This is a genomic window from Micromonospora arida (assembly GCF_042873195.1).
Taxonomy (GTDB): Bacteria; Actinomycetota; Actinomycetes; order Mycobacteriales; family Micromonosporaceae; genus Micromonospora; species Micromonospora arida.
The window spans coordinates 58,575-83,867 of sequence record NZ_JBIALC010000013.1 but is presented as its reverse complement, the minus strand read 5'-3'; the positions used below and the strand labels follow the sequence as shown (position 1 = coordinate 83,867).

General features: G+C 70.1%; 13 protein-coding genes. 7 read left to right on the top strand and 6 right to left on the bottom strand.

All coding sequences use genetic code 11. The features are described from left to right. The 5 genes from ACFYP0_RS28355 to ACFYP0_RS28335 form a co-directional block, all read right to left on the bottom strand. On the bottom strand, positions 1–939 hold the full coding sequence (locus ACFYP0_RS28355; RefSeq protein ID WP_386998165.1) for a dihydrodipicolinate synthase family protein: 939 nt from the start codon (positions 937–939) through the stop codon (positions 1–3). Further along, positions 936–2,009, bottom strand: coding sequence for an oligopeptide/dipeptide ABC transporter ATP-binding protein (locus ACFYP0_RS28350; protein ID WP_386998163.1), 1,074 nt, complete (start codon positions 2,007–2,009; stop codon positions 936–938). Before ACFYP0_RS28350 ends, ACFYP0_RS28355 begins: the two co-directional genes overlap by 4 nt. Next, positions 2,006–3,964, bottom strand: a complete 1,959-nt coding sequence (locus ACFYP0_RS28345) for a dipeptide/oligopeptide/nickel ABC transporter permease/ATP-binding protein (RefSeq protein ID WP_386998161.1) — start codon at positions 3,962–3,964, stop codon at positions 2,006–2,008. The genes ACFYP0_RS28350 and ACFYP0_RS28345 overlap by 4 nt, the downstream gene beginning before the upstream one ends. Further along, a complete protein-coding gene (locus tag ACFYP0_RS28340) occupies positions 3,964–4,920 on the bottom strand; it encodes an ABC transporter permease (RefSeq protein WP_124859013.1) in 957 nt (318 codons plus the stop codon). Before ACFYP0_RS28340 ends, ACFYP0_RS28345 begins: the two co-directional genes overlap by 1 nt. Before the next feature lie 106 nt (positions 4,921–5,026). After that, positions 5,027–6,652 (bottom strand): ABC transporter substrate-binding protein, encoded by a 1,626-nt coding sequence (locus ACFYP0_RS28335; RefSeq protein ID WP_357006644.1) that lies wholly within the window; start codon positions 6,650–6,652, stop codon positions 5,027–5,029. 138 nt (positions 6,653–6,790) lie between these two features. On the opposite strand from ACFYP0_RS28335, the gene ACFYP0_RS28330 reads away from it, so the two are divergent. The 3 genes from ACFYP0_RS28330 to ACFYP0_RS28320 all read left to right on the top strand — a co-directional run bounded on the left by ACFYP0_RS28330 (position 6,791) and on the right by ACFYP0_RS28320 (position 13,565). Further along, positions 6,791–7,522 (top strand): FadR/GntR family transcriptional regulator, encoded by a 732-nt coding sequence (locus ACFYP0_RS28330; protein WP_386998158.1) that lies wholly within the window; start codon positions 6,791–6,793, stop codon positions 7,520–7,522. Between the two features lie 476 nt (positions 7,523–7,998). After that, entirely contained in the window at positions 7,999–8,748 is a 750-nt protein-coding gene (locus ACFYP0_RS28325; protein WP_386998156.1) for a DUF4132 domain-containing protein, read from the top strand. Continuing rightward, positions 8,745–13,565 (top strand): hypothetical protein, encoded by a 4,821-nt coding sequence (locus ACFYP0_RS28320; RefSeq protein WP_386998154.1) that lies wholly within the window; start codon positions 8,745–8,747, stop codon positions 13,563–13,565. Before ACFYP0_RS28325 ends, ACFYP0_RS28320 begins: the two co-directional genes overlap by 4 nt. Positions 13,566–13,660: 95 nt before the next feature. Here ACFYP0_RS28320 and ACFYP0_RS28315 read toward each other — a convergent pair whose 3' ends face one another. Next, positions 13,661–14,332, bottom strand: coding sequence for a FadR/GntR family transcriptional regulator (locus ACFYP0_RS28315; protein ID WP_386998152.1), 672 nt, complete (start codon positions 14,330–14,332; stop codon positions 13,661–13,663). A gap of 279 nt (positions 14,333–14,611) precedes the next feature. Between ACFYP0_RS28315 and ACFYP0_RS28310 the strand changes: the two genes are divergently transcribed. The 4 genes from ACFYP0_RS28310 (at position 14,612) to ACFYP0_RS28295 (ending at position 25,290) form a co-directional block, all read left to right on the top strand. Next, entirely contained in the window at positions 14,612–17,416 is a 2,805-nt protein-coding gene (locus ACFYP0_RS28310) for a glycosyl hydrolase family 95 catalytic domain-containing protein (RefSeq protein ID WP_386998150.1), read from the top strand. 76 nt (positions 17,417–17,492) lie between these two features. Next, positions 17,493–20,279, top strand: a complete 2,787-nt coding sequence (locus ACFYP0_RS28305; protein WP_355495099.1) for an alpha-L-fucosidase — start codon at positions 17,493–17,495, stop codon at positions 20,277–20,279. Between the two features lie 31 nt (positions 20,280–20,310). Beyond that, positions 20,311–22,581 carry a family 20 glycosylhydrolase gene (locus tag ACFYP0_RS28300; protein WP_386998147.1) on the top strand — a complete coding sequence of 757 codons (2,271 nt, stop codon included), beginning with the start codon at positions 20,311–20,313 and terminating at the stop codon, positions 22,579–22,581. Between the two features lie 75 nt (positions 22,582–22,656). After that, complete coding sequence (locus tag ACFYP0_RS28295) at positions 22,657–25,290, top strand: discoidin domain-containing protein (protein ID WP_386998145.1); 2,634 nt, start codon at positions 22,657–22,659, stop codon at positions 25,288–25,290. Positions 25,291–25,293: the final 3 nt, after the last annotated feature.

Sequence of the window (25,293 nt, the reverse complement as noted above, 5' to 3'; positions counted from 1 at the left end):
CTAGAGCAGTCCTGCCAGCTCCAGCTGGGCACGCACCCGGCTCGCCTCATCGGCGTCGAGCGCTCGCAGCGGAAGCGACACGGCGTTGCTGTCAATGACGCCGAGCAGGGCCAGGGCGGTCTTGAACGCGCCCACGCCCCGGGTCGCCCCTGCCGCCGTCGCCGGGTCGGCCGCGTCGACGATCCGGAACAACCGGGTCAGTCGGTCCTGCTCCGCGCGGGCGGTGTCCCAGTCGCCGGTCACGCAGGCCCGGTGGAGTCGCACGTAGCCCTCCGGGTCCACGTTGCCCAGGCCGGGGACGGAACCGGAGGCACCGGCGAGCATCATCGCGTCGACCACCACCTCGTGGCCGGTCAACAGGCTGAAGCCGGCGTTCGGCGCGTGTTCCGCGATGGACAGCACCAGTTGGCGGAACGAGACGTCGTCACCGCTGGAGTCCTTGACGCCGGCGAGGACGCCCTCCGCGGCGAGTCGGCTCAGCAGGCCCGGCGACAGCTTGGTGTGCACGCAGACCGGAATGTCGTACGCCAGCAGCGGAAGCTCGACCGAAGCGGCGAGGGACCGGAAGTGCCGCTCGACCTCGTGGGGGCCGACGATGGCGTAGAAGGGGGCGGTGGCCACCAGGCCGTCGACGCCCAGGCGCGTCGACGCGTCGGCCCGGTCGAGAACCCGGCGGGTGGTCGGCTCGATGCAGCCCGCGAGGACCGGTACGGTCCCGCCGACGGTCTTCACGACGGTCTCAAGAGCCTGGTCCCGCTGGCTGTCGGTGAGGAACACCGTCTCGCCGGAGCTGCCGAGGGCGAAGATGCCGTCGACGCCGGCGGTGAGCATCCGTTCGACGAGTCGCTCAAGGGAGGCGACGTCGACCGCACCCTCCTCGGTCAGGGGGGTGACGACCGGCGGCACGACTCCGGCGAACCGCGGGGTTGGGGTGGTCACGCTGACTCCTCGACGTGTAGGGGGGTGGTGCGGCCGGTCGCTGCTCTGGCGAGTTCGACCAGCTCTGTGTTGCTGAATCCAGCAGGAACGGGGTGGTAGCACCGGAACTCGTGGGAGCCGGCACCGCCGTCGCCCGACCGGACCGGCGGCATCTCGATGGCGCAGCCGTCGGTCGCCTTCCAGCAGCGGGTGCGGAACGGGCATCCGGTCGGCGGTTTCGTGGCGAGTGGAACGGGACCAACGAGCGGGATCGGGTCGAGTGGCGAGAGCAAACCCGGCGTGGCGGAGAAGAGCGCCCGGGTGTACGGGTGCTGGGCGACCTCGGGGAGCCCGGCGGCGGGTGTCTGCTCCACGATCCGGCCGAGGTACATGGTGACCACGCGGTCACTGATCCGCTTGACCGTCTGGATGTCGTGCGAGACGAAGACCATGGCCAGGTTCAGACGCTCCTTGAGGTCCAGGAGCAGGTTGAGGATCTGCGCCCGGACCGACACGTCGAGGGCGCTGGTGGGCTCGTCGGCGATGACCAGCCCCGGCTCCAGGGCCAGGGCACGCGCGATGGACACCCGCTGACGTTGGCCGCCGGAGAGCTGGCTCGGCAGCACGTCGGCGACCGACCGGGGCAGCCCGACCAGCGCCATCAGCTCCCTGACGCGCTCCTCGCGCTCCTTGCGGGTGCCGCGACGGTGCACGTCGAGCGGGTCGCGCAGGATGTCGCGGACCGGCATGCGCCGGTTCAGCGACGTGGCCGGATCCTGGAAGATCATGCCGACGCCGGCGCCGATGTGCAGTCGGCGTTCCGCCGCGTTCATCGACCAGACGTCCTTGCCGGAGAAGGCGACCGTGCCGCTCGTCGGCCGCTGGAGGCCCACCAGCACCTTCGCCATCGTGGACTTGCCGCAGCCGGACTCGCCGACGACGCCGATGGTCTCGCCGGCACGCACGGTCAGGTCCGCGCCGGTGAGGGCGTACACCCGCTCGCGGCTGAACATGCCGCCACCACGGGTGCGGTGCACCACGTGCACGTCGCGCAGCTCGACGATCGACTGGTGTGGGACTGACGCGCTCATCGGGCCAGCTCCCCTTCCGTGACGGTGACGGCCGGGTGGTGGCAGGCGTACCGGTGGTCGGTGGCGCCCTCCAGGCGGGGCGTCTCCTCCCGGCAGACCTCGGTGGCCATGGGGCAGCGATCAGCGAACCGGCAGCCCGGTGGGAAGTCGGCCGGCGACGGCACCACGCCGCGGATCTGGGTGAGCCGCTCCGCGCCGGCCTCGAGAGAGAGCACGGAACCGAGAAGACCTCGGGCGTAGTGGTGCGCCGGCGCGCCGACCACGTCGGCGGTGACACCGCTCTCGACGATCTGCCCGCCGTACATCACCACGACCCGGTCCGCGACGTCGCTGACCAGCGCGAGGTCGTGGCTGACCAGGATCAGCGCGAACCCGAGCTGGCCGCGCAGCCGCAGCAGCAGCTCCATGACCTGCGCCTGGACGGTGACGTCGAGCGCGGTGGTCGGCTCGTCGGCGATGATCAGGCGCGGATCCCGGGACAGCGCCATGGCGATCACCACGCGCTGCCGCTGCCCACCGGAGAGTTCGTGCGGGTACGCGGACAGGGTGCGCTGCGAGTCCAGGCCCACGAGTTCCATCAGCTCCTCGGCGGACCGGGTGCCGCCACGGCTGATCATCTGGGCGAGCTGAGGGCCGATGCGCAGTGAGGGATTCAGGGCCGAGAGGGCGTCCTGGTAGACCATCGCGATCTCGCGCCCCATCAGGGCACGGCGTCGTTTGGTGCTCATCGTCAGCAGGTCGGTGCCCGCGAAGCGGACCTCGCCGCGGACCCGGGCGCCCTGCGGCAGCAGGCCCATCACGGCGAGGGAGGTCAGCGACTTACCGGAGCCGGACTCCCCCACCAGGCCGAGGACCTCGCCGGGGCGGATGTCGAAGGTCAGGTCGTCGACGATGTCGACGCCGCTGTGGCGTCCCTCGAACCCGATCGACAGGTTCCGGACCTCCAGGACGGGCTCCCCGTCCGGGAGAGGGCGGGCACGCTCGCGCAGCCGCTGCGCGGCCTCGGCCAGGCCGGGCAGTTGCACCACCTCACCGGAGCCGGGCTGCGCCTCCTCCTGCGCGTCCCCGATCTTCGTGGCGGTGGCACGCCGCGCCGCCGGGGCGGCCCAGGCGTCGGACATCCCTTCGGAGAGCACGTTCAGGGCGAGCACGGTGAGCAGGATCAGCAGGCCGGGGAAGAACGTGGCCCACCAGCCACCGATCTGCACCATTTCCTTGCCGAAGGCGATGACCGAGCCCCACGAGGAGGCGGCTTCCTGGGGTGCCAGCCCGCCACCGATGAACGAGAGCGACGCCTCGAACACGATGGCGTCGGCCACCATGACGGTGACGAAGACGAGGATCGGGGCGGCGCAGTTACGCAGGATGTGCCGCCAGAGGATGTGCGGTCGCCGCGCGCCGATGATCCGTTCGGCCGAGACGTAGTCCTCGCGGTACTGCGAGAGCACGTTGGCGCGCACGATACGTGCGATCGAGGGCACGAAGACGAAACCGATCGCAACCACGAGGACCAGGAGGCTGTTCTTGCCGAACGAGATGATCAGCAGGGCGGAGAGCACGATGGCGGGGAAGGCCATGACGACGTCGAGGCACCGCATCACCACCTCGTCGACAGCGGGCCGGCTGGTTCCGGCCAGCGCGCCCAGGATCGCGCCGATCACCAGGGCGATGCCGGCGCTGCCGAAGCCCACGATCAACGAACGCCGGGTGCCGGCGACCAGCCGCGAGAACACGTCGCGTCCGAGCTTGTCCAGGCCGAACCAATAGTCGCCGTTCGGGCCGGTCAGCGCGGGACCGAGCCCGGCCTGCGCGGGGTCGTGCCGCAGGATCAGCGGCGCGAAGATGCCCACCACGACGATGAGCAGGACGAAGCTCAGTGCGATTCGAGCCGTGACGCTGAGCCGTTTGAAGGCGATGCCGGGAGCCGACAGCCGGGCGGTGAGTGTTCGACGCATCAGTGGGCTCCGCGCAGTCGAGGGTTGGCGAAGAGGTAGAGGATGTCGACCACCAGGTTCACGAGGACGAAGCAGATGGCGATCGTCAGCACGGTTCCCTGGGCGAGGGCGGTGTCGTTCTGCTGGACCGCGCTCATGATCTGGGTGCCCATGCCGGGCAGCGAGAAGATGGCCTCGATGACGACCGTGCCGCCCAGCAGGTAGCCGATTCGCAGGCCCAGCACGGTGAGCGGGTTGACCAGCGCGTTGCGCAGCACGTTGCGTCCGACCACCACGCGGGGCGGCAGCCCGGCGCCGATCGCCGTCCGCACGTAGTCCTTGTCGAGCTCCTCGACCATTGACGTCCGCACGATTCTGGCCAGTGAGCAGCCGACCGGCACGGCGAGGGCCAGCGCGGGCATGGCGAGGGACTGCAGCCAGAGGGAGAACGAGTCGCCGGGGTTGACGTACCCGCCGGTCGGGAAGACGGGGCGGCGGACCGACAGCTCCTGGATGAGCAGGAGGGCCAGCCAGAACGACGGCATGGCGATACCGGCCATCGAGACGAACCGGATGACCTGGTCGGGCCAGCGGTCGCGGTACAGCGCGGCGGGGATGCCGAGGGCCAACGCGATGACCAGCGCGCCGACGATGCCGAGGGCCGTCAGCTGGATGGTCAGCGGCAGCGCGGTGGCGATCTTGTCGGCGACCGGGACGGACGGCGGGAAGGTCACGCCGAGATCGCCCCGGAGCAGGTCGCCCAGGAAGTGCAGGTACCGCAGGGGCAGCGGATCGTCGAGACCGTTGGCGGCCTTGAACGCGGCCACCTGCGCGGGGGTCGCCTGATCGCCCAGGACGGACAGCGCGGGATCGATCGGGGAGAACTGCATGATCACGAAGACGAAGATCGTGATACCCAGCACCAGGGGTATCAGGGTCAGGAGTCGTCGCGCGACCAGGCTCAGAACGCTCAGCATGGTGTCTTTCTCTCGTCGAGGGCCGCCGGGACGTCCCGCCCAGCCCCCAAGGACTGAGGGCCGGGCGGGACGCGGAGGGGCCAGGGTGGGGCCCCCGAGGTGGAGCTCAGCCCTTTCGGCTGGCGCCCAGGAAGTACAGGCCGGTGGTCGACGCACCCGAGAAGTCGGAGAGCTTCGCGGGGTCGTACGCGGTGACGACCTTGGTGTGCAGGATCGGGTACAGGGGGGCCTCGTCGGCCACCTTGTCCAGGGCCTGCTTCCACAGAGCCTTGCGGGCCGCCTCGTCGGAGGTCTGCGCCGCCTTGTCGAGCAGGTCGGCCATGGCCTTGCGGTCCGCGGCGCTCCACCGGTAGCGCTGCCCCGGCCAGGTCTCGCCGTAGTAGAACCAGCGCATCAGCAGGTCGGTGTCGACGCCGAAGACGCTGGGGTCACCGGTGGCCATCAGCACCCGGAAGGTGTCCTTCGGAACGATGTCGCCGTAGATGGCCGAGGACGGCACCGTGTTGAGGCTGGCGGTGACGCCGATCTTCTTCCACTGCTCGATGACCAGCGGCGCGACATCCTTCACGACCGAGTTGTCAGTGGTGTCGAGCTGGAACGACAGGTTCGTGACACCGGCCTCCTGGAGCAGGCTCTTGGCCTTTTCCAGGTTGTAGTCGTAGACGGTGGCGGCCTTCTGGTAGTCCTTGTTGCCCTCGTCCAGGTAGCTCGTCGCCGGGCTGCCGTAGCCGTTGAGGGCGGTCTTGATGACCTCGTCCTTGTTGATCGCGTAGTGCAGCGCCTGGCGCACCCGCTTGTCGTTGAACGGCGCCGCCGACGAGTTGAACATGAGGAAGACCTGGTTGAAGGCCTGCTTCACATCGACGGTGTACTTGTCCTTGAGCGAGTCGACGTTCAGGTACGGCACCGACTCGATGGCCTGGACCCGGCCGCCCTGAAGGTCCGACACCCGGGCGGAAGCCTCCGAGGTGGTGTTCCAGGTCATCGTCTCGACCTTGGCCGGGCGCGGGCCGTTGTAGTTCGGATTCTTGCTGAGCTTGACACCCGACTCCTTGGACGCGCTGTCCAACTTGAACGGGCCGGAGCCGATCGGCGCGGTGTCAAAGGCCTTCGACGCGGCCGCGTCCGCGGTCTTCGCCTTCGGCAGGATCTTGATGACGGCGATCCGCTCCGCGAACAGGGCGAACGGGTACTTGAGCTTGAACTCGGCCGTCGTCGCGTCCTTCGCCGTCACCGAGTCGATGAACGACACGAACCCCTGCATCAGCGGCGGGGCCTTGGGGTCGGCCGGCTTCAGCACGCGGGTGAAGGACCAGGCGACGTCCTCGGCGGTGACGGGGGTGCCGTCGGAGAACTTGGCACCGTCACGCACCGCCACGGTGTAGGTGAGCCCGTCTGCGCTGGCCACCGGGTCTTCCTTGGCGAGTGCGCGGTATGGTTCCCGGGTAACCGGGTCAAGATCGATCAGACCCTCGAAGGTGTGCTGGTTGACCGCCGTCGCCACCGCCGACGAGGCGTTCCCCGGGTCGAACCCGCTAGAGAGGGTGAACGCGAGGGTGGTCTCGATCGACGTCTTCCCCCCGCTTCCCTCGACGGCGTTGGTCGAGGCCGGGCCGCCGCTGCAGGCGACCAGTCCGAGAGCGAGGGTTGCCGCGGTGGACGCGACCGCCAACGAACGGAACCGGCGCGGGGGGCGGCGCCGACTCTCCCTTGGCTCAACGGTGGTGCTCACGTAGCTGCCTCCATAGGCTCTTCATGCGCTCGCGTTACCGCTCGCGCTGAGGGATTCGAAGATAATGGGGTCTGACGTCAGACATCTGATGCCGATAGGGTGAGAGTGTCAGATCCGTGAACGAAGGGCAAGTGGCAGATGACGACCATTGACGCATCCCCGCTACGCGGTGCGGAGCGCCCAGGTCCCCGCCGGCAGGAGGTGGGGGCAAAGATCAAGGAGTACATCCTCCGCAACCGCCTCAAGCCGGGAGACATCCTGCCCACCGAGGCGGAGCTGTGTGAGGCGGTGGGCGCGAGCCGCTCAAGCGTCCGCGAGGCCGTCAAGATCCTCTCCGCCCTCGACATCGTCGAGGTGCGGCACGGCCACGGCACCTTCGTCGGCCGCATGTCCCTCGCCGCCCTCGTGGAGGGTCTGACCTTCCGCGGCCTCCTCAGCGGCGAGGAGGACCATCACGTGCTGGGACAGGTCGTCGACGTCCGGCAGACCCTCGAACAGGGGCTCGCGGCCCAGGTCATCGCCGTTCTCGACAGCGAGCACCAGGCCGCTCTCTCCGCGCTCGCCGACGAGATGGAGAGTCTGGCCGCCCAGGGCATGGACTTCCTCGACGTCGACCGGACCTTCCACGTGAAGCTGCTGGAACCCCTCGGCAACGACCTGATCCTCCAACTGACCGAGGCGTTCTGGCAGGTACAGGCCATCGTCGCCCCCACACTGCGTACTCAGCAGGAGGACCGGTTGATCACCGCCCAGCGGCATCGGGCAATCGTGCACGCGGTCGCAGCCGGAAACGTGGAGGGCCTACAGGCTGCCATCGCCGAGCACTACGCACCCATCCGGGCGAGCATCGCCCGCGTCGTGCAGTCCTGAATCAACAACGACATCGCCGTCCGATCCGAGATCGGACTGATATCCCGGGCCGCGATCCCGACTAGACGGAAGGTCCAGACGGCCCGCGCCACGTCGTCACGTGGCGGGGCCGCCACGACGGTACGGATGCTCCACGGTCACGACCCGAAGCGCGGCTCCGCACCACCCTGGCGGACCGAAACACACGTCGCGCTGCGGGTGCCCACGTAGACCTGCCGATGCCCCGAGGTCGCAGTGCGGGTAACACCGTCCACCCTGTCCGTACACAGGAGACTGTCGCCGCACTCGGCTACTGTGCCGACTCGACCAAGAACGCGGCCCGATGCGATCGGCCGCAGAATCGGAGAGCGGCCGATGGCGTGGATGGCTGTTGCTGGTGGCTACGAGGTGACACTTCGTCGCGGTGCCGTCGTCTGCCGGAACTCGGCAGGCGAGGAACTCCGGTCGTTGCCCCGGACGGTCCGGGGGACCCGGTGGTGACCGAGCTCGAGCAGCTCGCGGAGTGGCTGGAGCAGCACGAGCGTGACTGCCGGGCCGATGCGGAACGCTGGATGATCCGCTCCCTGCCGATCCCCGCGATCGCCCTGACCGAGGTCTGGGCAGACGAGGCGTGGCGCACCGCGCTCACCGACCTCGTGGTCGCCGGCCTGAACGAGGACGACAGCTGGGACCCCGACGCCGTGGGCTTCCTGCGCGACGTCGACGACAACGGCGTCGGCGTGGTCAACCGTGACGGCGAGAGCGTCCGGTTGTCCGCCGACCGGATGCTCATCCCGCATCCCGTGCTGCTGGCCGACCTCGACGACCTGCGCGCACTCGCCGCCGATCTCATCGTCACGCAGCCGGTCGACCAGCTCTTCCGCGAGACGTGGCAGCGACCGACGTCCCTCGACCCCGCCGCCATGTCCGTCGACGACTTCGCCGGTGGCCGGTTCGACGAGCTGCGGGACCTGCTCGCCCGGGCCGCTTCGCTCGGCTACCCGGTGCAGGGTGGCTTCGCCTTCTGCCGGATCTTCGAGGGCGGCGAGAACGTCGAGGCCTGCTCGTGGGTCGGCTCCGACCGCCCCGAGAACGAGGCCGAGACGGGGAGGCTGGTCTTCAGCGATGGCACCGGCACCAACCGACCGCTCACCGCGGTCGGCCCGGTGGCCTGGTCGGAAGGCATGCGGATGGCGGCCGCGCTCTACGCCGGTCGAGTCGTGGAGACGTCGGAGGAGCAGCAGTGAGCGTGACGACCGAGGCGTTGCTGGAGGCGGGGGCTGTCGTACCGCTGGGAAGCACCGTGGTCAGGGCCGACCTGGCCGACGAGCTGCGGGCACGGTCCTACCGCCATCCCGGGCTGGCCGACCGGGCCGTGGTCCGGCTGGTCCCCTCGACACTGTCGGAGGCCGAGGACCTGTCGATGGAGTTCCTCGGCTTCGACCGGCCGGACCGGGTCACCTCGGTGGGCCTCACCCGCCAGCGCGCCGTCGGCTTCCCGGCCTGGGTGCTGGTGCACGATCCGGCCAACGGCCACCACGCTCTGGCCCTGGTCAAGGACATCGATCGGCTGTCGCGGTTGGCGATGTCGCGGGTCGGCCCGGCCAAGAACGGCTTCGACACCCTCGGCGACCGGCTCGCCCGGTCCGTGCCGCACTTCCTGCCGACGTTCTACGAGCAGGCCGGTCGCGCGTTCCTGGCCGCCGACAGCCTCTCCTACGCCGCGATGATGTTCGACAAGGCCCGTCAGGCGGAGAAGACGTTCTCGTTGAGCGTCGATGAGGAGCGCGTCCACGCGGCCTTCGTGGAGTTCGGGCTCGCCAACGCGGTCAGCGCGCAGGCACTGTCGGCGCACTCCCGTGACCTCGCTGCCCGCAGCGCCGACCCCGAGGTGGCCCTGGACCGGTTCCGTCGGCTGTGCACCGAACGGATCCTCGGCGGCCTGCCACCACACGCCACAATGCACGCCGACCTGCGCCGCCTGGCGAAGGCCGCCGGGCTCGACCCGATCACTGTCGACCGGCAGGTGCTCACGGAGGTCCTCACCGCGCCTGCGCTGCGACGCGCGCCCGAGGTGTTCTGGACCGCCTACGGTCCCGCCCTCGCCGCTCTCGCCGCCGACAATCCGGCCGTCCGCGGACACCTGCTCTCCTTCCTGCCGCCCGACGTCCACGGCGTGGCCTGGTTGGCGCTGCTGGAGACGACCGGGGCGACCGCCGCCCTGACGGCCCCCGCCGGTGAGACGCCCCGCGAGGCCGAGCCGTCGGAGGGTCCGGCCGGGTGGCTCGGCCGATTCGCCCGGCACTGCGTGCAGAGGTGGCCCGACGACCGGATTCCCGGTCTGTACGGTCTCGCGGAGCGGATGGCGCCCCGGCTCGTCGCCGACGGCGTACCGGTGCGCCTCGTCCAGAGATCGCACAACGACGTCGAACTGCTCGACGTCTGCCTCGCGGCCGGGGTCCCGGTCGCCGACCCACCCCGCACCTACGGCCTCCCGGTGAACCGCCTGTTCCCGCAGCACAGGCCGATCACCCGCGACCTGACCGCCGTCGCCGCGGATCCCCGTTTCCTCACCGCCCTGTTCCGGGCCGTCGAGCGACACCTGCCCGCCGGGGCCAACCCCGACGAGGTACGCCGGGTGCTGGCTGTTCCGGGGTTGCGGCTCGCCGTCCGCGCATGGCTCGACGAGCTTGCCGACACCGTGGCCGCCCAGGGTCTGCCCACACTCGACTGGCATCTCACCCGGGCCCAGAAGGTCGCCACCCCCGAGGGCCGTGCGACCAACCCCGACGCGATAAGTCGCATCGCCGGGCACGACCTCGCCCCGGTGCTCGCCGCCACGCTGCGCGCCGGCATCCTCGACGAGTACGGATGGCCGGCGTTCGAGCGGGCGGCGGGCGAACTGCTCGACCTCCCCTTGAAGGACGAGCGGCTCGTCCTGACCCCGCAGTGGCCAGCCCTGGTGCTGCGCCGCGGCGGCGCCGTGCGGGTCGTCGGGCCGGACGACGTCCTGCTGGAGCACCAGTTGCCCGTCCAGGCCGCGCGGCACTTCAGCGGACTCGTCCTGCGCTTCGTCGACTGTCAACTCCTGGTGTCCTGGCTCGAAGGGCCCGGCCGCTCGGCCTACTGGAGCGGCACCCCCACCGACGTCCGCACCGGGCTTCCTGACGACGCGTTCACGGACGAGCACTACTCCTACTCCTACTCTCTGGCCCTGCCCGGGGGTGGACGGACCGACGGCGGGCGCCCCCTGCGCGTCGGTGACTGGGACGAGCACCACGGGGGCCGGGCCGTCACGGACGGCACCACGTTCTGGGTCCACCAACGCGGTCACGAAGACATACGGGAGTACGACCCGCTGACCGGCGAGCCCGGACGAGAGTCGATGCCCGCGTTCTTCCAGAGCGGCATGGTCGAGGGCCAACCGCTCAGGCTGACGTACAGCATGATGCGGGTTGCGCCGGAGGGCGCCGAGGCCAGCCCGCACGGTGCCGCCGACGGGCTGATCGGATGGCGGGTGCGCGCTGCCCTCGGCCATGCCGACGTCGGCGACGGCATCGACGCCGCCTTCCACCTGGGGGTGGGCGCCGCCACCGCCGATGATCAGGTTGGCGAGGGCGTCGACGGTCGCGCGTTCCGATACAGCCTCCACTCGCGCAGCCCGTTCGGCGGCGCCGCCGGCCCCGGGGTCCGCTTCCCCGGCTCCGACACCGTCCACGGATTGCGGTCCTGGCTGAACTCCGGCGGCGACGGGATCACTCTGTGGGCCGCCGAGGGACGGGCGATCGGCGTCTACACCGGGGCCCGTCACTCCTCGGACTTCGCGGCTGGCACCGTCGTCGTCACGCCCGCAGGCTTCTGGCACCACCTACGTCCGCGTGACCCGGCCGGCTCCGCGGTGCTGCGCGGGCTCTCCGACGGGGTGGCCGCCACGCTGATCACCGAGGCCGGAAAGCTGCGTCCGCCCGCGAACGAGACCCGGGTGCCACTTGCCGCCGTGGTCGAGCTGGTCCGCCGTGCCATCCCGGAGCTGAGCAACGAGGCCATGGTGAAGGGGGTGGCCGGCGTGGTCCGGTACGCCGCCGAACGGGTCACCGCGCACCGGGTGGCGGTTGAGGCGCTCACCGGCTCCGCCCCCGCCGACGACCGCGCCGTCCCCGTAGAGGTGAAGGAATACCTCATCTCCTCGGCGCTCATGCCGTTCCTCCGCTCGCCGAGCTTGACCGGCACGGCCCGGATGGTGGCTGCCGCCGGGGCCACCCTCACCGCGAGCGCACCTGCGGAGGGGACCGTGCTGCCGGTGGAGGCTGACCGCGGATGGTTCCCCTCGCTCGCCCTGGTACGCCCGATCATGTATCTGGCGGTATCGCCGTCGGTCGACCCCGAGCGCCGCGAGGCGTGCCTGGCGCTGTTAACCGTCTTCGCCGACTCGGGCCTGTTCGCCACCGGCGCTCGGTTGCGTCAGCTGACCATGGTCACCGACCTGCAGCCACCGCCGAAGAAGAACACGATCGTCTCCATCGGAGGGTGTCGGGTGCTGGTAGCCAGCGCCGAGAGGGAACACTCCGTGCAGGGCACGTTGACCAGAGTCGAGGCACTGGAATACTCCGCCGACGGCACGTTCGAAGCGGTGCTCGGCTGTCAGCACGTCGAGGAGGAGATCCTCCTCGACGGCACGGTGGACGCCTCGGTGCTCACCACCTTCGTGGCGACGGCCCGCGAGCGAGGCCCGATACCGCTGCGGCACGGCCAGGTGGAAACCCTCTCGCAGACCGCCGGGATCAGCCGGGCCGAGGCTGCTCTGCTCCTCGCCGGCATCCACGTCGACCGAGCCGATCCCGGCTGGAGCCCACCCGACCTGGTGGCCGACAGCCCGGCGATCACGATTGCCAGAAACCGCTGGTACCGACTCGGGCACTCGCTCAACCGCACTCTCGTCGGGTCGCTGGTCCCGGCCGACCCGACCGCGCTGTGGAGCACCGGACCGGTGCTGGACGGGGTCGTGGCGTGGGCCGACCGTCGAGGCGCGCGGCGACCGCTCTCTGACGATCTCATCGTCATGGCCGACCGGTACCTCGCCAATCCCCTCATCGACACCTCGGAGCTGCTGCACGGCCTCGCCAACCCGGACACCTGCCGATGGCTTGCCGGGCCCGCCGAGGGGATCCGAGACCGGAACGTGCTCATTCACGTGGCGCGTACGCTGCCGTGGTTGGTCTACTACCTGCCGCCCGACGATCCGATCCGGGTGGGCCTACCGTGGATCGTCGAGAGGCTGCGGCCTCGCATGGCCGACCCCGCCTTCGCGCTGCGGTTGACAGCCATCGAGAGCGGGTCGATCGAGGAACTCAGCACCGAGATCGGTGTGACACCGGTCGTCGAGCAGGGCTTCACCCGGCACGGTCCACTGACGTACGTGAAATCGCGCGGCCACACGATGGTCGAGCTGTACCCGGCCCTGCTCTCCGGGCCGACCGACCCGGTCCTCTCGCTGCTGAGAAAGCGTGGCTACCACTACGTCGACGACGCGGGCGCGGCATTGGGGATGATGCTCGACGGCAGTCTGGCCCTTCTCGCCGCGCCGACGGCCCATGAGTACCCGCAGCAGGATCCGACGCGGTCGGTGCCGCACGTCGTCGCCGAGGCTGCCGAGTCACTCGGCGTCGGGCCGGACGCGGCCGCGCTCTACCTCCAGTTGCTCGCCCTGCCGGACCCGACCGACCGCAACGTGGCGGTGTGGACGGGATGGAAACCCGCCCGGCTCAAGCAGGCCCGGCAGGAGCTGGTCGACGCGGGCGACCTGGTGGTGGAGGCGAAGCGCCCTCGGGCCGGTCGAAGTCTCTTCCTGCCGTGCGGCTGGCTCGCCCTCAAGGCGCCACACCTGCCGGTGGAGACCTGGAAGGCACCGCTGCTGACCATGGACGAGCAGGGCAACCCCACGTTCGACGTCATCGTGCCGCGCATCCCCGTTGCCCGGCTGTTCGAGCAGGCGTGGGCGCGGGTGCGCGACGGCGACCGACCGACGTTCGACGAGCTCGTCACGAAAGGGCCGAGGCGTCGATGACCTAGACCGTCACCGGGCCGCCGCACGGGCGTCAGGCGGAGCTGTCGCCCGTCGGCTGACGGTCGCCGGGATCGCCGCGGTTCTGAGTGGCTCGGTCACAGCGCCCGGCGGAGCCACTCCTCGACACCGGCGACGTGCACGGTGGCCCAGGAACGCGCAAGATCGGCCTGCCCGAGCGTGATCGCGTCGACGATCGCCTGGTGCTGCTCGCGGGTCCGGGTGACGGCGCCCTCCTGGGTGACACCGCGCCAGATGCGGGCCCGGGTGGTGGGCCCCGAGAGCCCGTCGAGCAGCGAGCACAGCACCGTGTTTCCGGAGCCGACGGCGATGAGGCGGTGGAATTCCAGGTCGTTGGCGACCAGTGCCTCGACGTCGCGGGTGTCGTCGAGGCTGTCGAGCACCGCCTGGAGGTCGGCGATGTCCTCGGCACCCATCCGCTGCGCGGCCAGCGCCGTGGCGGCGGGCTCAAGGATGCGCCGGACCTCGAGGAACTCCAGCACGGTGTCGTCGCGGTGGAAGTCCACGACGAAGCCGAGCGTGTCGAGCAGCAACTGTGGGGCAAGGCTGGTGACATAGGTGCCGTCGCCCTGGCGGACATCCAGAATGCGGATGATGGACAGCGCCTTCACCGCTTCGCGCAGGGAGTTGCGGGACAGACCGAGCCGCCGGGCCAGGTCCGCCTCCTTGGGTAGTCGATCGCCGGGGCCGAGCTCGCCCGAGGTGATCATCGTCTTGATCTTGCCGATCGCCTCGTCGGTGAGAGCCATCGCTGCCTCCGCAAAATCTTCAGGGTAGGGCCCGTCGCCACGATCGCAGGGTCACACCCCTAACCACACCCACACAGACATCGGGTGTTTCTGAACGTATGAGCTCCGACATCTGACGTCTAGCAGATCTCTGCCGATTCGGCAATAGGTCGATATGTGCTGGCGGGTCGCCATTTGGGCCACGGCCTCGTTCGCGGATGACCACATCAGACCGTGGAGTCCAAGCCATTGACAAAAATATACATCCCACGTTAACTCCCATGGCATAGAGGAGGCCCTATGCCTGTGAGCGGCAGTATCCGGACAGTCCTGCGGGCCGCAGCCGCGGCCCTTCTCGTGGCCGCGTGCCTGACATCCGTATCCGGCTTCGCTCCAGCCGAGGCGGCGGCCGAGGCCGAAGCCGCCGCCGATCCCGGGCTCGCGCTCTGGTACGACGAGCCCGCCGCCAACTGGGAGAGCAACGCGCTACCGCTGGGCAACGGCGCGCTCGGCGCCATGGTCTTCGGTGGCGTCCAGACCGAGCGCCTGCAGCTCAACGAGAAGACACTGTGGACAGGCGGGCCCGGCGCCACCGGATACAACCACGGCAATTGGACCTCACCACGGCCCGGAGCCCTGGCCGGGGTGCAAGCGCAGATCGACCGGGACACCCGGATGGCACCCGGCGCGGTCGCCACCGCGCTCGGCCAGCCGGCGACCGGATTCGGCTCGTACCAGAACCTGGCCGACATGTACCTCGACATGTCCGGCACACCCACCACCGTGAGCGGCTACCGGCGCGAGTTGGACCTCGCCGAGGGCACGGCCCGCGTCGGATACTCCCACGGCGGGGTGACCTACCAGCGCGAGTACGTCGCCAGCTACCCCCGCAACGTGATCGTCGCCCGGCTGTCGGCCAGCCAGGCCGGGAAGATCTCCTTCGTCCTTCGCACCGTCTCGGCCCAGCCCGGCAGCACCGTCACGGTGGCGAACGGCCGGATCACCGTCCGGGGCACACTGCCCGGCAACGGGCTGATCCACGAGACCCAGTACCGGGTGGTGACCACCGGCGGCAGCCGGACCGACGGCACCGACCGGATCACGGTCGCCGGCGCCGACTCGGCTCTCGTCGTGCTGTCCGCCGCGACGTCGTACGCCGACACCTACCCCACCTATCGCGGCGTCGACCCCCACACCCGGGTGACCCAGGCGGTCGACGGCGCGGCGAGCTCGACCTGGGCGGCGCTGCGCGCGGCCCACCTGGCCGACTACAAGAAGCTCTTCGACCGCGTCCGGCTCGACGTGGGCGGGCAGATGCCGAACATCCCCACCGACGACCTGCGGTCGGCCTACACGGGTGCCGCCGGACGGGCCCAGGACCGCGCGTTGGAGTCGCTGTACTTCTCCTTCGGCCGGTACCTGCTCATCGCGTCGTCGCGCGGCGGCTCCCTGCCGGCCAACCTCCAGGGCGTCTGGAACAACTCCAACAGCCCGCCCTGGCAGGCCGACTACCACACCAACATCAACGTCCAGATGAACTACTGGCCGGCGGAGACCACCAATCTGTCCGAGACGGCCACGCCGCTGTTCGACTTCATCGACGCGCTGCGGGCGCCCGGCCGGGTGACCGCGCAAAACATCTACGGTACGACCGGCTGGGTCACCCACCTCAGCACCAACCCGTACGGCTTCACCGGCGTGCAGGACTGGGCCACCGCCTTCTGGTTCCCGGAGGCAGCGGCCTGGCTGTGCCAGCACCTCTACGAGCACTACCGCTTCACCCGTGACACCGCGTTCCTGCGCGATCAGGCGTACCCGGCGATGAAGGAGGCCGCCGAGTTCTGGCGGGCCAACCTGCGCGCCGACCCGCGCGACGGCAAGCTGGTCGTCTCGCCCAGCTACTCACCCGAGCAGGGTGACTTCTCGGCCGGCGCGGCGATGAGCGAGCAGATCGTGTGGGATCTGCTCACCAACACCATCGAGGCCAGCACCACGCTCGGCGTCGACGCCACCCTGCGCACACAGTGGCAGACCACGCTGAACAAGCTCGACCCCGGCCTGCGGGTCGGGTCCTGGGGTCAGTTGCAGGAGTGGAAGGCGGACTGGGACAGCCCCACGAACGACCACCGGCACGTCTCGCACCTGTACGCCCTGCACCCGGGCCGGCAGATCTCGCCGCTGACCACCCCGGCCCTGGCCAACGCCGCCAAGGTGTCCCTCACGGCACGCGGCGACGGTGGCACCGGTTGGAGCAAGGCCTGGAAGATCAACTTCTGGGCTCGGCTGCTCGACGGCGACCACGCACACAAGATGCTCAGCGAACAGCTCAAGAGCAGTACGCTCGCCAACCTGTTCGACACCCACCCGCCGTTCCAGATCGACGGCAACTTCGGTGCCACCGCCGGCGTCGCCGAGATGCTGTTGCAGAGCCAGAACGGTGTCGTCGACGTCCTTCCGGCGGTGCCGACGGCCTGGCCCACCGGCTCGGTCAGCGGCCTGAAGGCACGCGGCAACGTGACTGTGGACGCCGAGTGGCGCAACCGCCTGGCCAGCCGGATCACGCTCACCGCCGGCAGCAGCGGCACCCTCACCATCCGGAACCCGATGCTGGCCACCACGTCGCTGGTGGACCTCACCACCAACCAGACCGTGCCGGTGACCCGCACGGGTGAGCGGGTGACGTTCACGGCCGAGGCCGGGCACCGCTACCAGGCCGTCTCCACGGCCGCGACCGGCACGATCGCCGGTGTGGCGAGTGGCCGCTGCGTCGACGTACCGGGTGCGGCCACCGCCGACGGCACCGCCCTCATCCTCTGGGACTGCTCCGGGGCGGCCAACCAGATCTGGACCCGCGAGGCCGACACCACCATCCGCAACCGCGGCAAGTGCCTCACCGCCGCCAGCACCACCAACGGCGCCGCCGCCACCATCACCACCTGCGGCACCGCCACCAACCAACGCTGGACCTACGACACCACAGCGAAAACCCTGCGCAACCAGGCCACCGGCACCTGCCTCGACGCCAACGGCGGCGGCACCACCAACAACACCGCCGTCATCCTCTGGCCCTGCACCACAGCCACCAACCAACAGTGGCTGATGTAGCACCGATCGGGCCGCCGGCCCGCGCACGCCACCCACCGCACCACCCCTCCCTGCCCGTTCTCGGAGAGGACGTCCGATGACCCGTACCCTGCGCCGCCACCGTCCGCGTGCGAGCGGGGCCGCCCTGACCGCCCTGGCCCTGTTCGCCACCTGTCTGATCGAGCTCACTTCACCGGCGGCACCGGCCGTCGCGGCTCCGGGGGACGGCGCCATCACGGGGGTGGCCAGCGGTCGCTGCGTCGACGTACCCGGCGCGGCCACCACCGACGGCACCGCCCTGATCCTCTGGGACTGCACCGGCGCCACCAACCAGATCTGGACCCGCCAGGCCGACACCACCATCCGCAACCGCGGCAAGTGCCTCACCGCCGCCAGCACCACCAACGGCGCCGCCGCCACCATCACCACGTGCGGCACCGCCACCAACCAACGCTGGACCTACGACACCACCACCAAGACCCTGCGCAACCAGGCCACCGGCACCTGCCTCGACGCCAACGGCGGCGGCACCACCAACAACACCACCCTCATCCTCTGGCCCTGCACCACCGCCGCCAACCAGCAGTGGCGCGTCGCCGCCGCCGACTACCAACCGCTGCTCGATGTCGGCTTCAGTGGCACGTTCACCTCCACCACCGGCTACACGCCGTCGACCGGTGAACTGGTCGACGGGCAGCTCACCCGGCTGGCCGGCAGCGAGACGATCAGCGGTCCGGCCGTCACGCTCACCGGAGGGGGCACCGGCATCGGGTTCACCCCACGAATCCCGGTGACCAGTGCGAAGTACGTCAACAAGAGCCTGCTGGCCGAGGCTGTGGTACGCCGTCAGAGCGGCGCCACGATCACCTTCGACACGGTGCTCAGCCTCGCCGGTGGGGGCTACCACCGCTACGCCAGCGGCTCGCAGACCACCACGGAGTTCGGCATGTACGGGCCGGACGCCCCGTACTACGACACCCGGCAGAGCGGGCCGAACCTGTCCGACACGCAGGACACCCACGTGGCGTTGGCCTACGAGTACGTGAACGACTCGGCGGCCCGGCTGGTCGCGTACGTCAACGGCTGCCAGGTGGGCACCACCGTCACCACTCCGGTCGCCGCGGCCAACGCGTCGCAGGGCCTGCTGACGTTCGGCAACGACGCCGGGACCCGTAACCGTGGCTGGCACGGCACTGTGGACGCCATCGCCCTCGCGACGATGACCGGCGCCGCCGGTCCGGTCGACTTCCAGCTCGACGCGCCGGTCTGCGGGGGCACGCCACCGCCGCCCGGCTGCGCCGGCAACCCCGGCAGCAGCGGCCCGGTCAGCCCGGCCAACGTCATCGCCGTCGACCCCTGCGACACCCTCGACCGGATCCGGCAGAAGGCCGCCCAGGTCACCCCCACCGCCGGCCAGCTGGCCTGGCAGCAGCGGGAGCTGACGGCGTTCCTGCACTACGGCATGAACACCTTCACCGACGTCGAGTGGGGCAGCGGGAACGAAGACCCGGCCCAGTTCAACCCGACGACGGTCAACCCCGCTCAGTGGATCGACGTGCTCAAGCGCAACGGGTTCAAGCAGGTCATCCTCACCGTCAAGCACCACGACGGGTTCCTGCTCTACCCGTCGCGCTACAGCACCCACTCGGTGCGCAGCAGCCCCTGGTGGGGTCGGACCAGCCAGAGCGACATCCTGCGCTCCACAGTCGATGCCGCCCGCGCGGCCGGTCTCGCCGTCGGTTTCTACCTCTCCCCCGCCGACGGCGCGGAGATCCCCGGCCGACGCGGCGGTGAGCGGTTCGGCAACGGCAGCGCCAAGCGGGCGGTGACCATCCCGACGCTCGTCGCCGGGGACACCCGCACCCCGACCCAGACGTACGCGTACCAGGCCGACGACTACAACGCCTACTTCCTCAACCAGCTCTACGAGCTGCTCACCGAGTACGGGCCGATGGCCGAGGTGTGGTTCGACGGCGCCAACCCGTACACCGCGTACCCGCAGCCGTACCAGGTCGCCGACTGGTACCGGCTGATCCGGACCCTGCAACCGAACGCCACGATCGCGATCAACGGCCCGGACGTGCGCTGGGTCGGCTCCGAGTCCGGGGCGTTCCGGGCCGACGAGTGGAGCGCACTGCCGTTCAAGGGCACCGATCCCGGCGCGCTGAACCGCGACGACGACATGCTCACCGGTGCCGCGTCGAGCGACCTGGGGTCCAGCGCGCTGATCGGCCGCAACCTGGGGACGGTCACGTACCTGTCGTGGTACCCGGCCGAGGCGGACGTGTCGATCCGGCCCGGCTGGTTCTGGCACTCCGGCCAGAACGGCTCGGTCAAGCAGCCGGCCGCGCTGATGCAGCTCTACGAGAATGCGGTGGGCCGCAACGCCAACCTGCTGCTCAACGTCCCACCGAACCGGGCCGGCGTGATCGACACGCCGGACGTCACAGCCCTCGACGGGTTCGGCACCGCGCAACGCTCACGGTACGGCCGGGAGCTGTTCGCCAAGGCCGGCGCGACCGGCACCCACGCCGCCCTCACCGACGCGGCACTGGGCACGTACTGGTCGCCCTCGGGTGGTGCCGTCACCGGCGCGGTCGAGCTGACCGCCTGCCGGGCCCGCACGTTCGACCGGGTCCTGGTGCAGGAGTCGGTCGGCAACGGCCAGCGCATCGAGGCGTTCGCCGTGGACGCCTGGATCAACGGCGGCTGGCAACAGGTCGCCGCCGCCGGAACGGTCGGTTACAAGCGGATCGTTCCGCTGTCCACCGCCGTGACGAGTGACCGGCTGCGGCTGCGGGTCACCGCCGCACGCGGCGTACCGCAGGTCGCGACGCTCACCGCGTACGCGACCGACAGCACCGCCAACCCGGCGTCCTGCTGATTTCCCAACCCTTTCCCGAGAGGAACGGTTCATGCGTCTTCGACGTATCAGCGTCACCGGAGCGGTGGGAGCACTGGCCGCCGCACTGCTGACAGTGCCGGTCACACCGGCCGCCGCCGTACCGGGTGACCTCCAGGTGATCCCGGCGCTGAAGCAGTGGACGGCGGGCACCGGCAGCTACACCTTCGGCGCCGCGACCCGGATCGTGGTGGATCCCGCGTACACCGCCCAGCTCAACGACGACGCTGCCACCTTCGCCGCGGACCTGCGGGATCTGACCGGCCGCACCGTTCCGGTCACCACCGGAGCCGCGGCGACGGGCGACATCCGGCTGACCCTGGGCGGCAGCCAACCCGCCGAGGGCTACACGATGACTGTCGGGTCGAGCATCGCCATCCAGGGCTCGACCGACGCCGGCGCCTTCTACGGCACCCGGACGGTGCTGCAACTGCTCAAGCAGTCCAGCACGGTGCCGGCGGGCACGACCACCGACAGCCCGACCAAGTCCGAACGCGGCATGATGGTCGACGTCGGTCGCAAGTACTTCACCGTTGACTGGCTCCGTCGGCACGTCAAGGAGCTCGCCTACCTGAAGATGAACCGGTTGCACCTGCACCTGTCCGACACGTTCGGATTCCGGCTGGAGAGCACCATTCACCCGGAGGTGGTGTCGGAGCAGTTCTACACCAAGCAGCAGATCCGCGACCTCATCGCCCTGGCGGCCCAGTACCACATCGAGGTCATTCCCGAGATCGACATGCCCGGTCACATGAACGCCATCCTGGCCGACCACCCGGACCTGCAACTCGCCGACACCAACGGCAACCGCAACCCCTACTACCTCGACCTGTCCAAGCCGGGTGCCTACACCCTGACCCGGGACCTCATCACCGAGTTCCTGCCGCTGTTCCCCGGCCGCTACTGGCACATCGGCGCGGACGAGTACGTCGGCAACTACGCGGCCTACCCGCAGCTGCTGACGTACGCCCGCGCGACCTACGGGCCGAACGCCACAGCGAAGGACGCGTACTACGGCTTCATCAACTGGGCGAACGACATCGTCCGCGCCGGCGGCAAGACCACCCGGATGTGGAACGACGGAATCGGCACCGACGGCACCATCCGTCCGGCGTCGAACATCCACGTCGAGGTCTGGTACAACTACGGCATCACCCCGCAGGCCCTGCTGGACCGGGGGCACACGATCTCCAACCAGGCGTGGAACCCCACCTACTACATCCTCGGCGTCGGTAAGCCGAACGTGACGTGGGGCTACGAGAGCTGGAACCCGGATCTGTTCCAGGGCAACAACACCGTCAACGCCCCCTCCCGCAACCTCGGCACTGTCGTGCACGTCTGGTGTGACTACCCGGACGCCGAAACCGAGGAGCAGGTCACCGCGGGCATCCGGACGATCCTGCGCGTGGTGGCCCAGCAGACCTGGGGCTCGCCCAAGCCGGCCGCCACGTACACCGCCTTCACCCCGATCATCGACCGCATCGGCCGGGCTCCCGGCGGCCCGGCCGTGGCGAGCGGCAACCTGGCGACCAACCGCCCGGTGACCGCGTCGTCGACCGAGACGGCCAGCTTCCCGGCGGCGGCGGCGGTAGACGGCGACATCAGCACCCGCTGGTCGTCGGCCTACACCGACCCGAGCTGGATCCAGGTCGACCTCGGCAGCAGCCAGGAACTCTCCCGCGTCGCCCTGCGCTGGGAGGCCGCCTACGCGCGGGCGTACCAGATCCAGACCTCCACCAACGGCACCACCTGGACCACGGCGGTGACAGTCACCGCCGGGGACGGCGGCACCGACGAACACGTCCTCAACACCACCGCCCGGTACGTGCGCATGCAGGGCACGCAACGGGCCACCACGTTCGGCTACTCGCTGTGGGAGTTCGAGGTCTACGGGCCGAAGAAGGGCGCGATCACCGGCACCGCCAGTAGCCGCTGCATCGACATTCCTGGCAGCAACACCACCGACGGCACGGCGGTGAACCTCTGGGACTGCAACAGCGGCGGTAACCAGACGTGGACCCACCGCAACGACGGCACCCTCACCGCCCTGGGCAAGTGCCTGGAGCCGGCGAACGGAAGCCTCACCGACGGCACCGCGATCGTGGTCCGCACCTGTTCCACCGCCACGTACCAGCGCTGGACCTACGACGCCGCCACCAGCAGCTACCGCACCGGTGGCAAGTGCCTCGACGCCAACGGCGGCGGGACCGCCAACGGCACCCGCCTCATCCTCTGGCCCTGCACCAACGGCGCCAACCAACGCTGGAGCACCCCCACCGCCTGAACCACCGATGGAGGCACGATGCAGCACGCCATGCCCCTGCCATCTTCGTCGACAGCACGGCCACGGCGGCTCGTCGTGCCCGCCATCGTTCTGGGTCTGATCGCCGGTGCCGTCGCTACGGTCGGGGGCCATCCGGCCCCGGCCGGCGCGGCGGTCCCGGCGGACCCGACCTACACCGACGCCGCCGGACTGGTCTTCCCCGGTGTCCAGCCGGGCGCGGCGACGGCGTCGCTCTCCGGCGGCAGCTTCACCCTGGCCAACGCGGCGCTGTCGACCGCGTGGAGCGTGCAGGGCAGCACGGTGTCGCTGACCCGGTTCGACAACCGGGCGGCGAACGCCACAGTGCCGATGAGCCTGCGTGGGCTCTTCACCCTCACCCTGGCCGACGGCAGCACCATCACGACGGCGAACACGACCGTCTCCGCCGCCCCGGTGGTCAGCGACCTGCCGGCGAACCCGGCGTCGGCACGGCTGGCGGAACGTTTCGCCGGCAAGGCGGTGACCACCACCTTCCGGTACGGCGGTGGCACTCGGACACTCGACGTGCAGTGGCAGGTGCGGCTGCGCGGCGGCGCCAACTCCGTGCAGCACAGCTTCACGGTGCGCTCGGTGGCCGGCACGTTCGACGTGGCCTCCCTGCGCCTGGTGGAACTCAACCTGGCAAACGCCCGGGTGCTCGGCAACGACGACGGCAGCCCGGTGGCGCACGGCACGACCGGCAGCGAGACGGTGTTCGTCGGCATCGAGAACCCGATGGCGAAGGCCACCGTGGCCGGGTCGGCGGTCGACATCGCGGTGCCCCGCGCCGGGGACCTCACCGTCGGCACCTCCTGGGTGTACACGGCATCCACCGGTGTCTCGCCGGCCGGGCAGCTGCGCCGCTCGTTCCAGTACTACCTGCAACGCGAACGGGCTCACGACCGCCGGACGTTCCTGCACTACCAGAGTTGGCTGGACCTCAAGCCACCGGGCGAGGTCATCAACAGCGCCGAGCTCACCCGGGCCATCAACCTGTTCGGCACCCAGCTGCGCAACCGCGGCGCCACCATCGACAGCTTCTGGGTCGACGACGGCTGGGACTACCTGCGTTCACCACGGGTCGACGAGACGAATCTGAACGTCTGGTCGTTCGACCCGACCCAGTTCGCCACCGGCTTCGCACCGCAGAAGGCCGCCGCCGCGCAGTACGGCGCGTCGATGTCGGTGTGGATGTCACCCTTCGGCGGGTACGGCACCAGCGCCGCCACCCGCCAGGCCATCAACGCGAGCAAGCCGGCCGACCAGCGACTGGAGACCCACAGCGGCGGTCAGTTCAAACTCGGCGGCAGCCGCTACTACGACCGGTTCCGGTCGGTCGCCTTCGACATGATGGACAACCAGGGGGTACGCGGCTTCAAGCTCGACGGCATCGGCGGCGGGCTCTACCAGTCCGGGCCGAACGCGAACTACATCGCCGACTACGAGGCACTGCTCGGGCTGACGGGGGATCTGCGGGCGCACCAGAAGGACGTGTTCGTCAACGCCACCGTCGGCACCTGGGGATCGCCGTACTGGTTGTGGTACACCGACTCGATCTGGCGTGACGGGCACGACGCGGGCCTGGTCGGCGCGGGCAGCGCACAGCAGCGCTACGTCAACTACCGCGACTCGGAGACGTTCCGCAACAACACCGTGCAGAACCCGCTGTTCCCGATCCCGAGCCTGATGAACCACGGGATCATCTTCTCCGACCGGACACCGCAGTTCACCGCCGACTACGACCTGACCAAGGCCAGCGTGCAGGCCGAGGTGTCGCAGGACATCCGTGCCTACTTCGCGCTCGGCCTGAGCCTTCAGGAGCTGTACGTCCGCAACACGCTCGTCGACGCCAGCAGGCCGGGCGCTGCCTGGTTCTGGGACACCGTGGCGGCCAACGCCAAGTGGGCTCGCGCCAACCAGGGACTGCTCAGCGACGTGCACTGGGTCGGCGGTGACCCGGCCGCCGGGACGGTCTACGGCACGGCCGCCTGGAACTCCTCGGCCGGCGCGTCGAAGGGGATGCTGATGCTGCGCAACCCGTCGGCATCCGCGCAGAGCTTCACGGTCAACCCGCAGACGGTCTTCGAGCTGCCCGGCGGGACCCACCAGCGGTACAAGTTCACCGAACGCGACGGGCGCCGATCCGGCTTCGTGTCGGGTCCCGCCGCACCGGTGAGCATCACCCTCGCACCGTTCGAGGTGGCCGTCTTCCAGGCCGCGCCGACCGACGAGGCGATCGGCGGTGGAGACAGCCCGCAGCTGTCGCGCGCCCGCTGGACCGCAACGGCGGACAGCGTCGAGACGGTCGGCGAGAACGGCGCCGCCGCCAATGCCATCGACGGCAACCCCGCCACCATCTGGCACACCCGCTACGTCGGCGGTGTCGCCGCCATGCCGCACCAGATCACCATCGACCTCGGCGGCACCTTCCGCGTCGACAAACTCGACTACCTGCCCCGCCAGGACGGTGGCACCAACGGCACCATCGCCGACTACCAGATCCAGACCAGCACCGACGGCACCACCTGGACCCAGGTCACCGCCGGCACCTTCGGCTCCGGCAGCACCCTGAAGACAGCGGTCTTCGCGCCCACCACGGCCCGGCACGTACGCCTGCGCACCACCCGCGCCGCGAACGGGGCCGGCTACGCCTCCGCCGCCGAGATCAACCTGTACGGCTCGACGGCCTGACCG

Excerpts from the sequence above, each read along its gene's own strand:
- ACFYP0_RS28350 (WP_386998163.1), bottom strand. The coding sequence starts at position 2,009 with ATGAGCGCGTCAGTCCCACACCAGTCGATCGTCGAGCTGCGCGACGTG.
- ACFYP0_RS28345 (WP_386998161.1), bottom strand. The coding sequence starts at position 3,964 with ATGCGTCGAACACTCACCGCCCGGCTGTCGGCTCCCGGCATCGCCTTC.
- ACFYP0_RS28340 (WP_124859013.1), bottom strand. The coding sequence starts at position 4,920 with ATGCTGAGCGTTCTGAGCCTGGTCGCGCGACGACTCCTGACCCTGATA.
- ACFYP0_RS28330 (WP_386998158.1), top strand. The coding sequence starts at position 6,791 with ATGACGACCATTGACGCATCCCCGCTACGCGGTGCGGAGCGCCCAGGT.
- ACFYP0_RS28315 (WP_386998152.1), bottom strand. The coding sequence starts at position 14,332 with ATGGCTCTCACCGACGAGGCGATCGGCAAGATCAAGACGATGATCACC.
- ACFYP0_RS28310 (WP_386998150.1), top strand. The coding sequence starts at position 14,612 with ATGCCTGTGAGCGGCAGTATCCGGACAGTCCTGCGGGCCGCAGCCGCG.
- ACFYP0_RS28305 (WP_355495099.1), top strand. The coding sequence starts at position 17,493 with ATGACCCGTACCCTGCGCCGCCACCGTCCGCGTGCGAGCGGGGCCGCC.
- ACFYP0_RS28300 (WP_386998147.1), top strand. The coding sequence starts at position 20,311 with ATGCGTCTTCGACGTATCAGCGTCACCGGAGCGGTGGGAGCACTGGCC.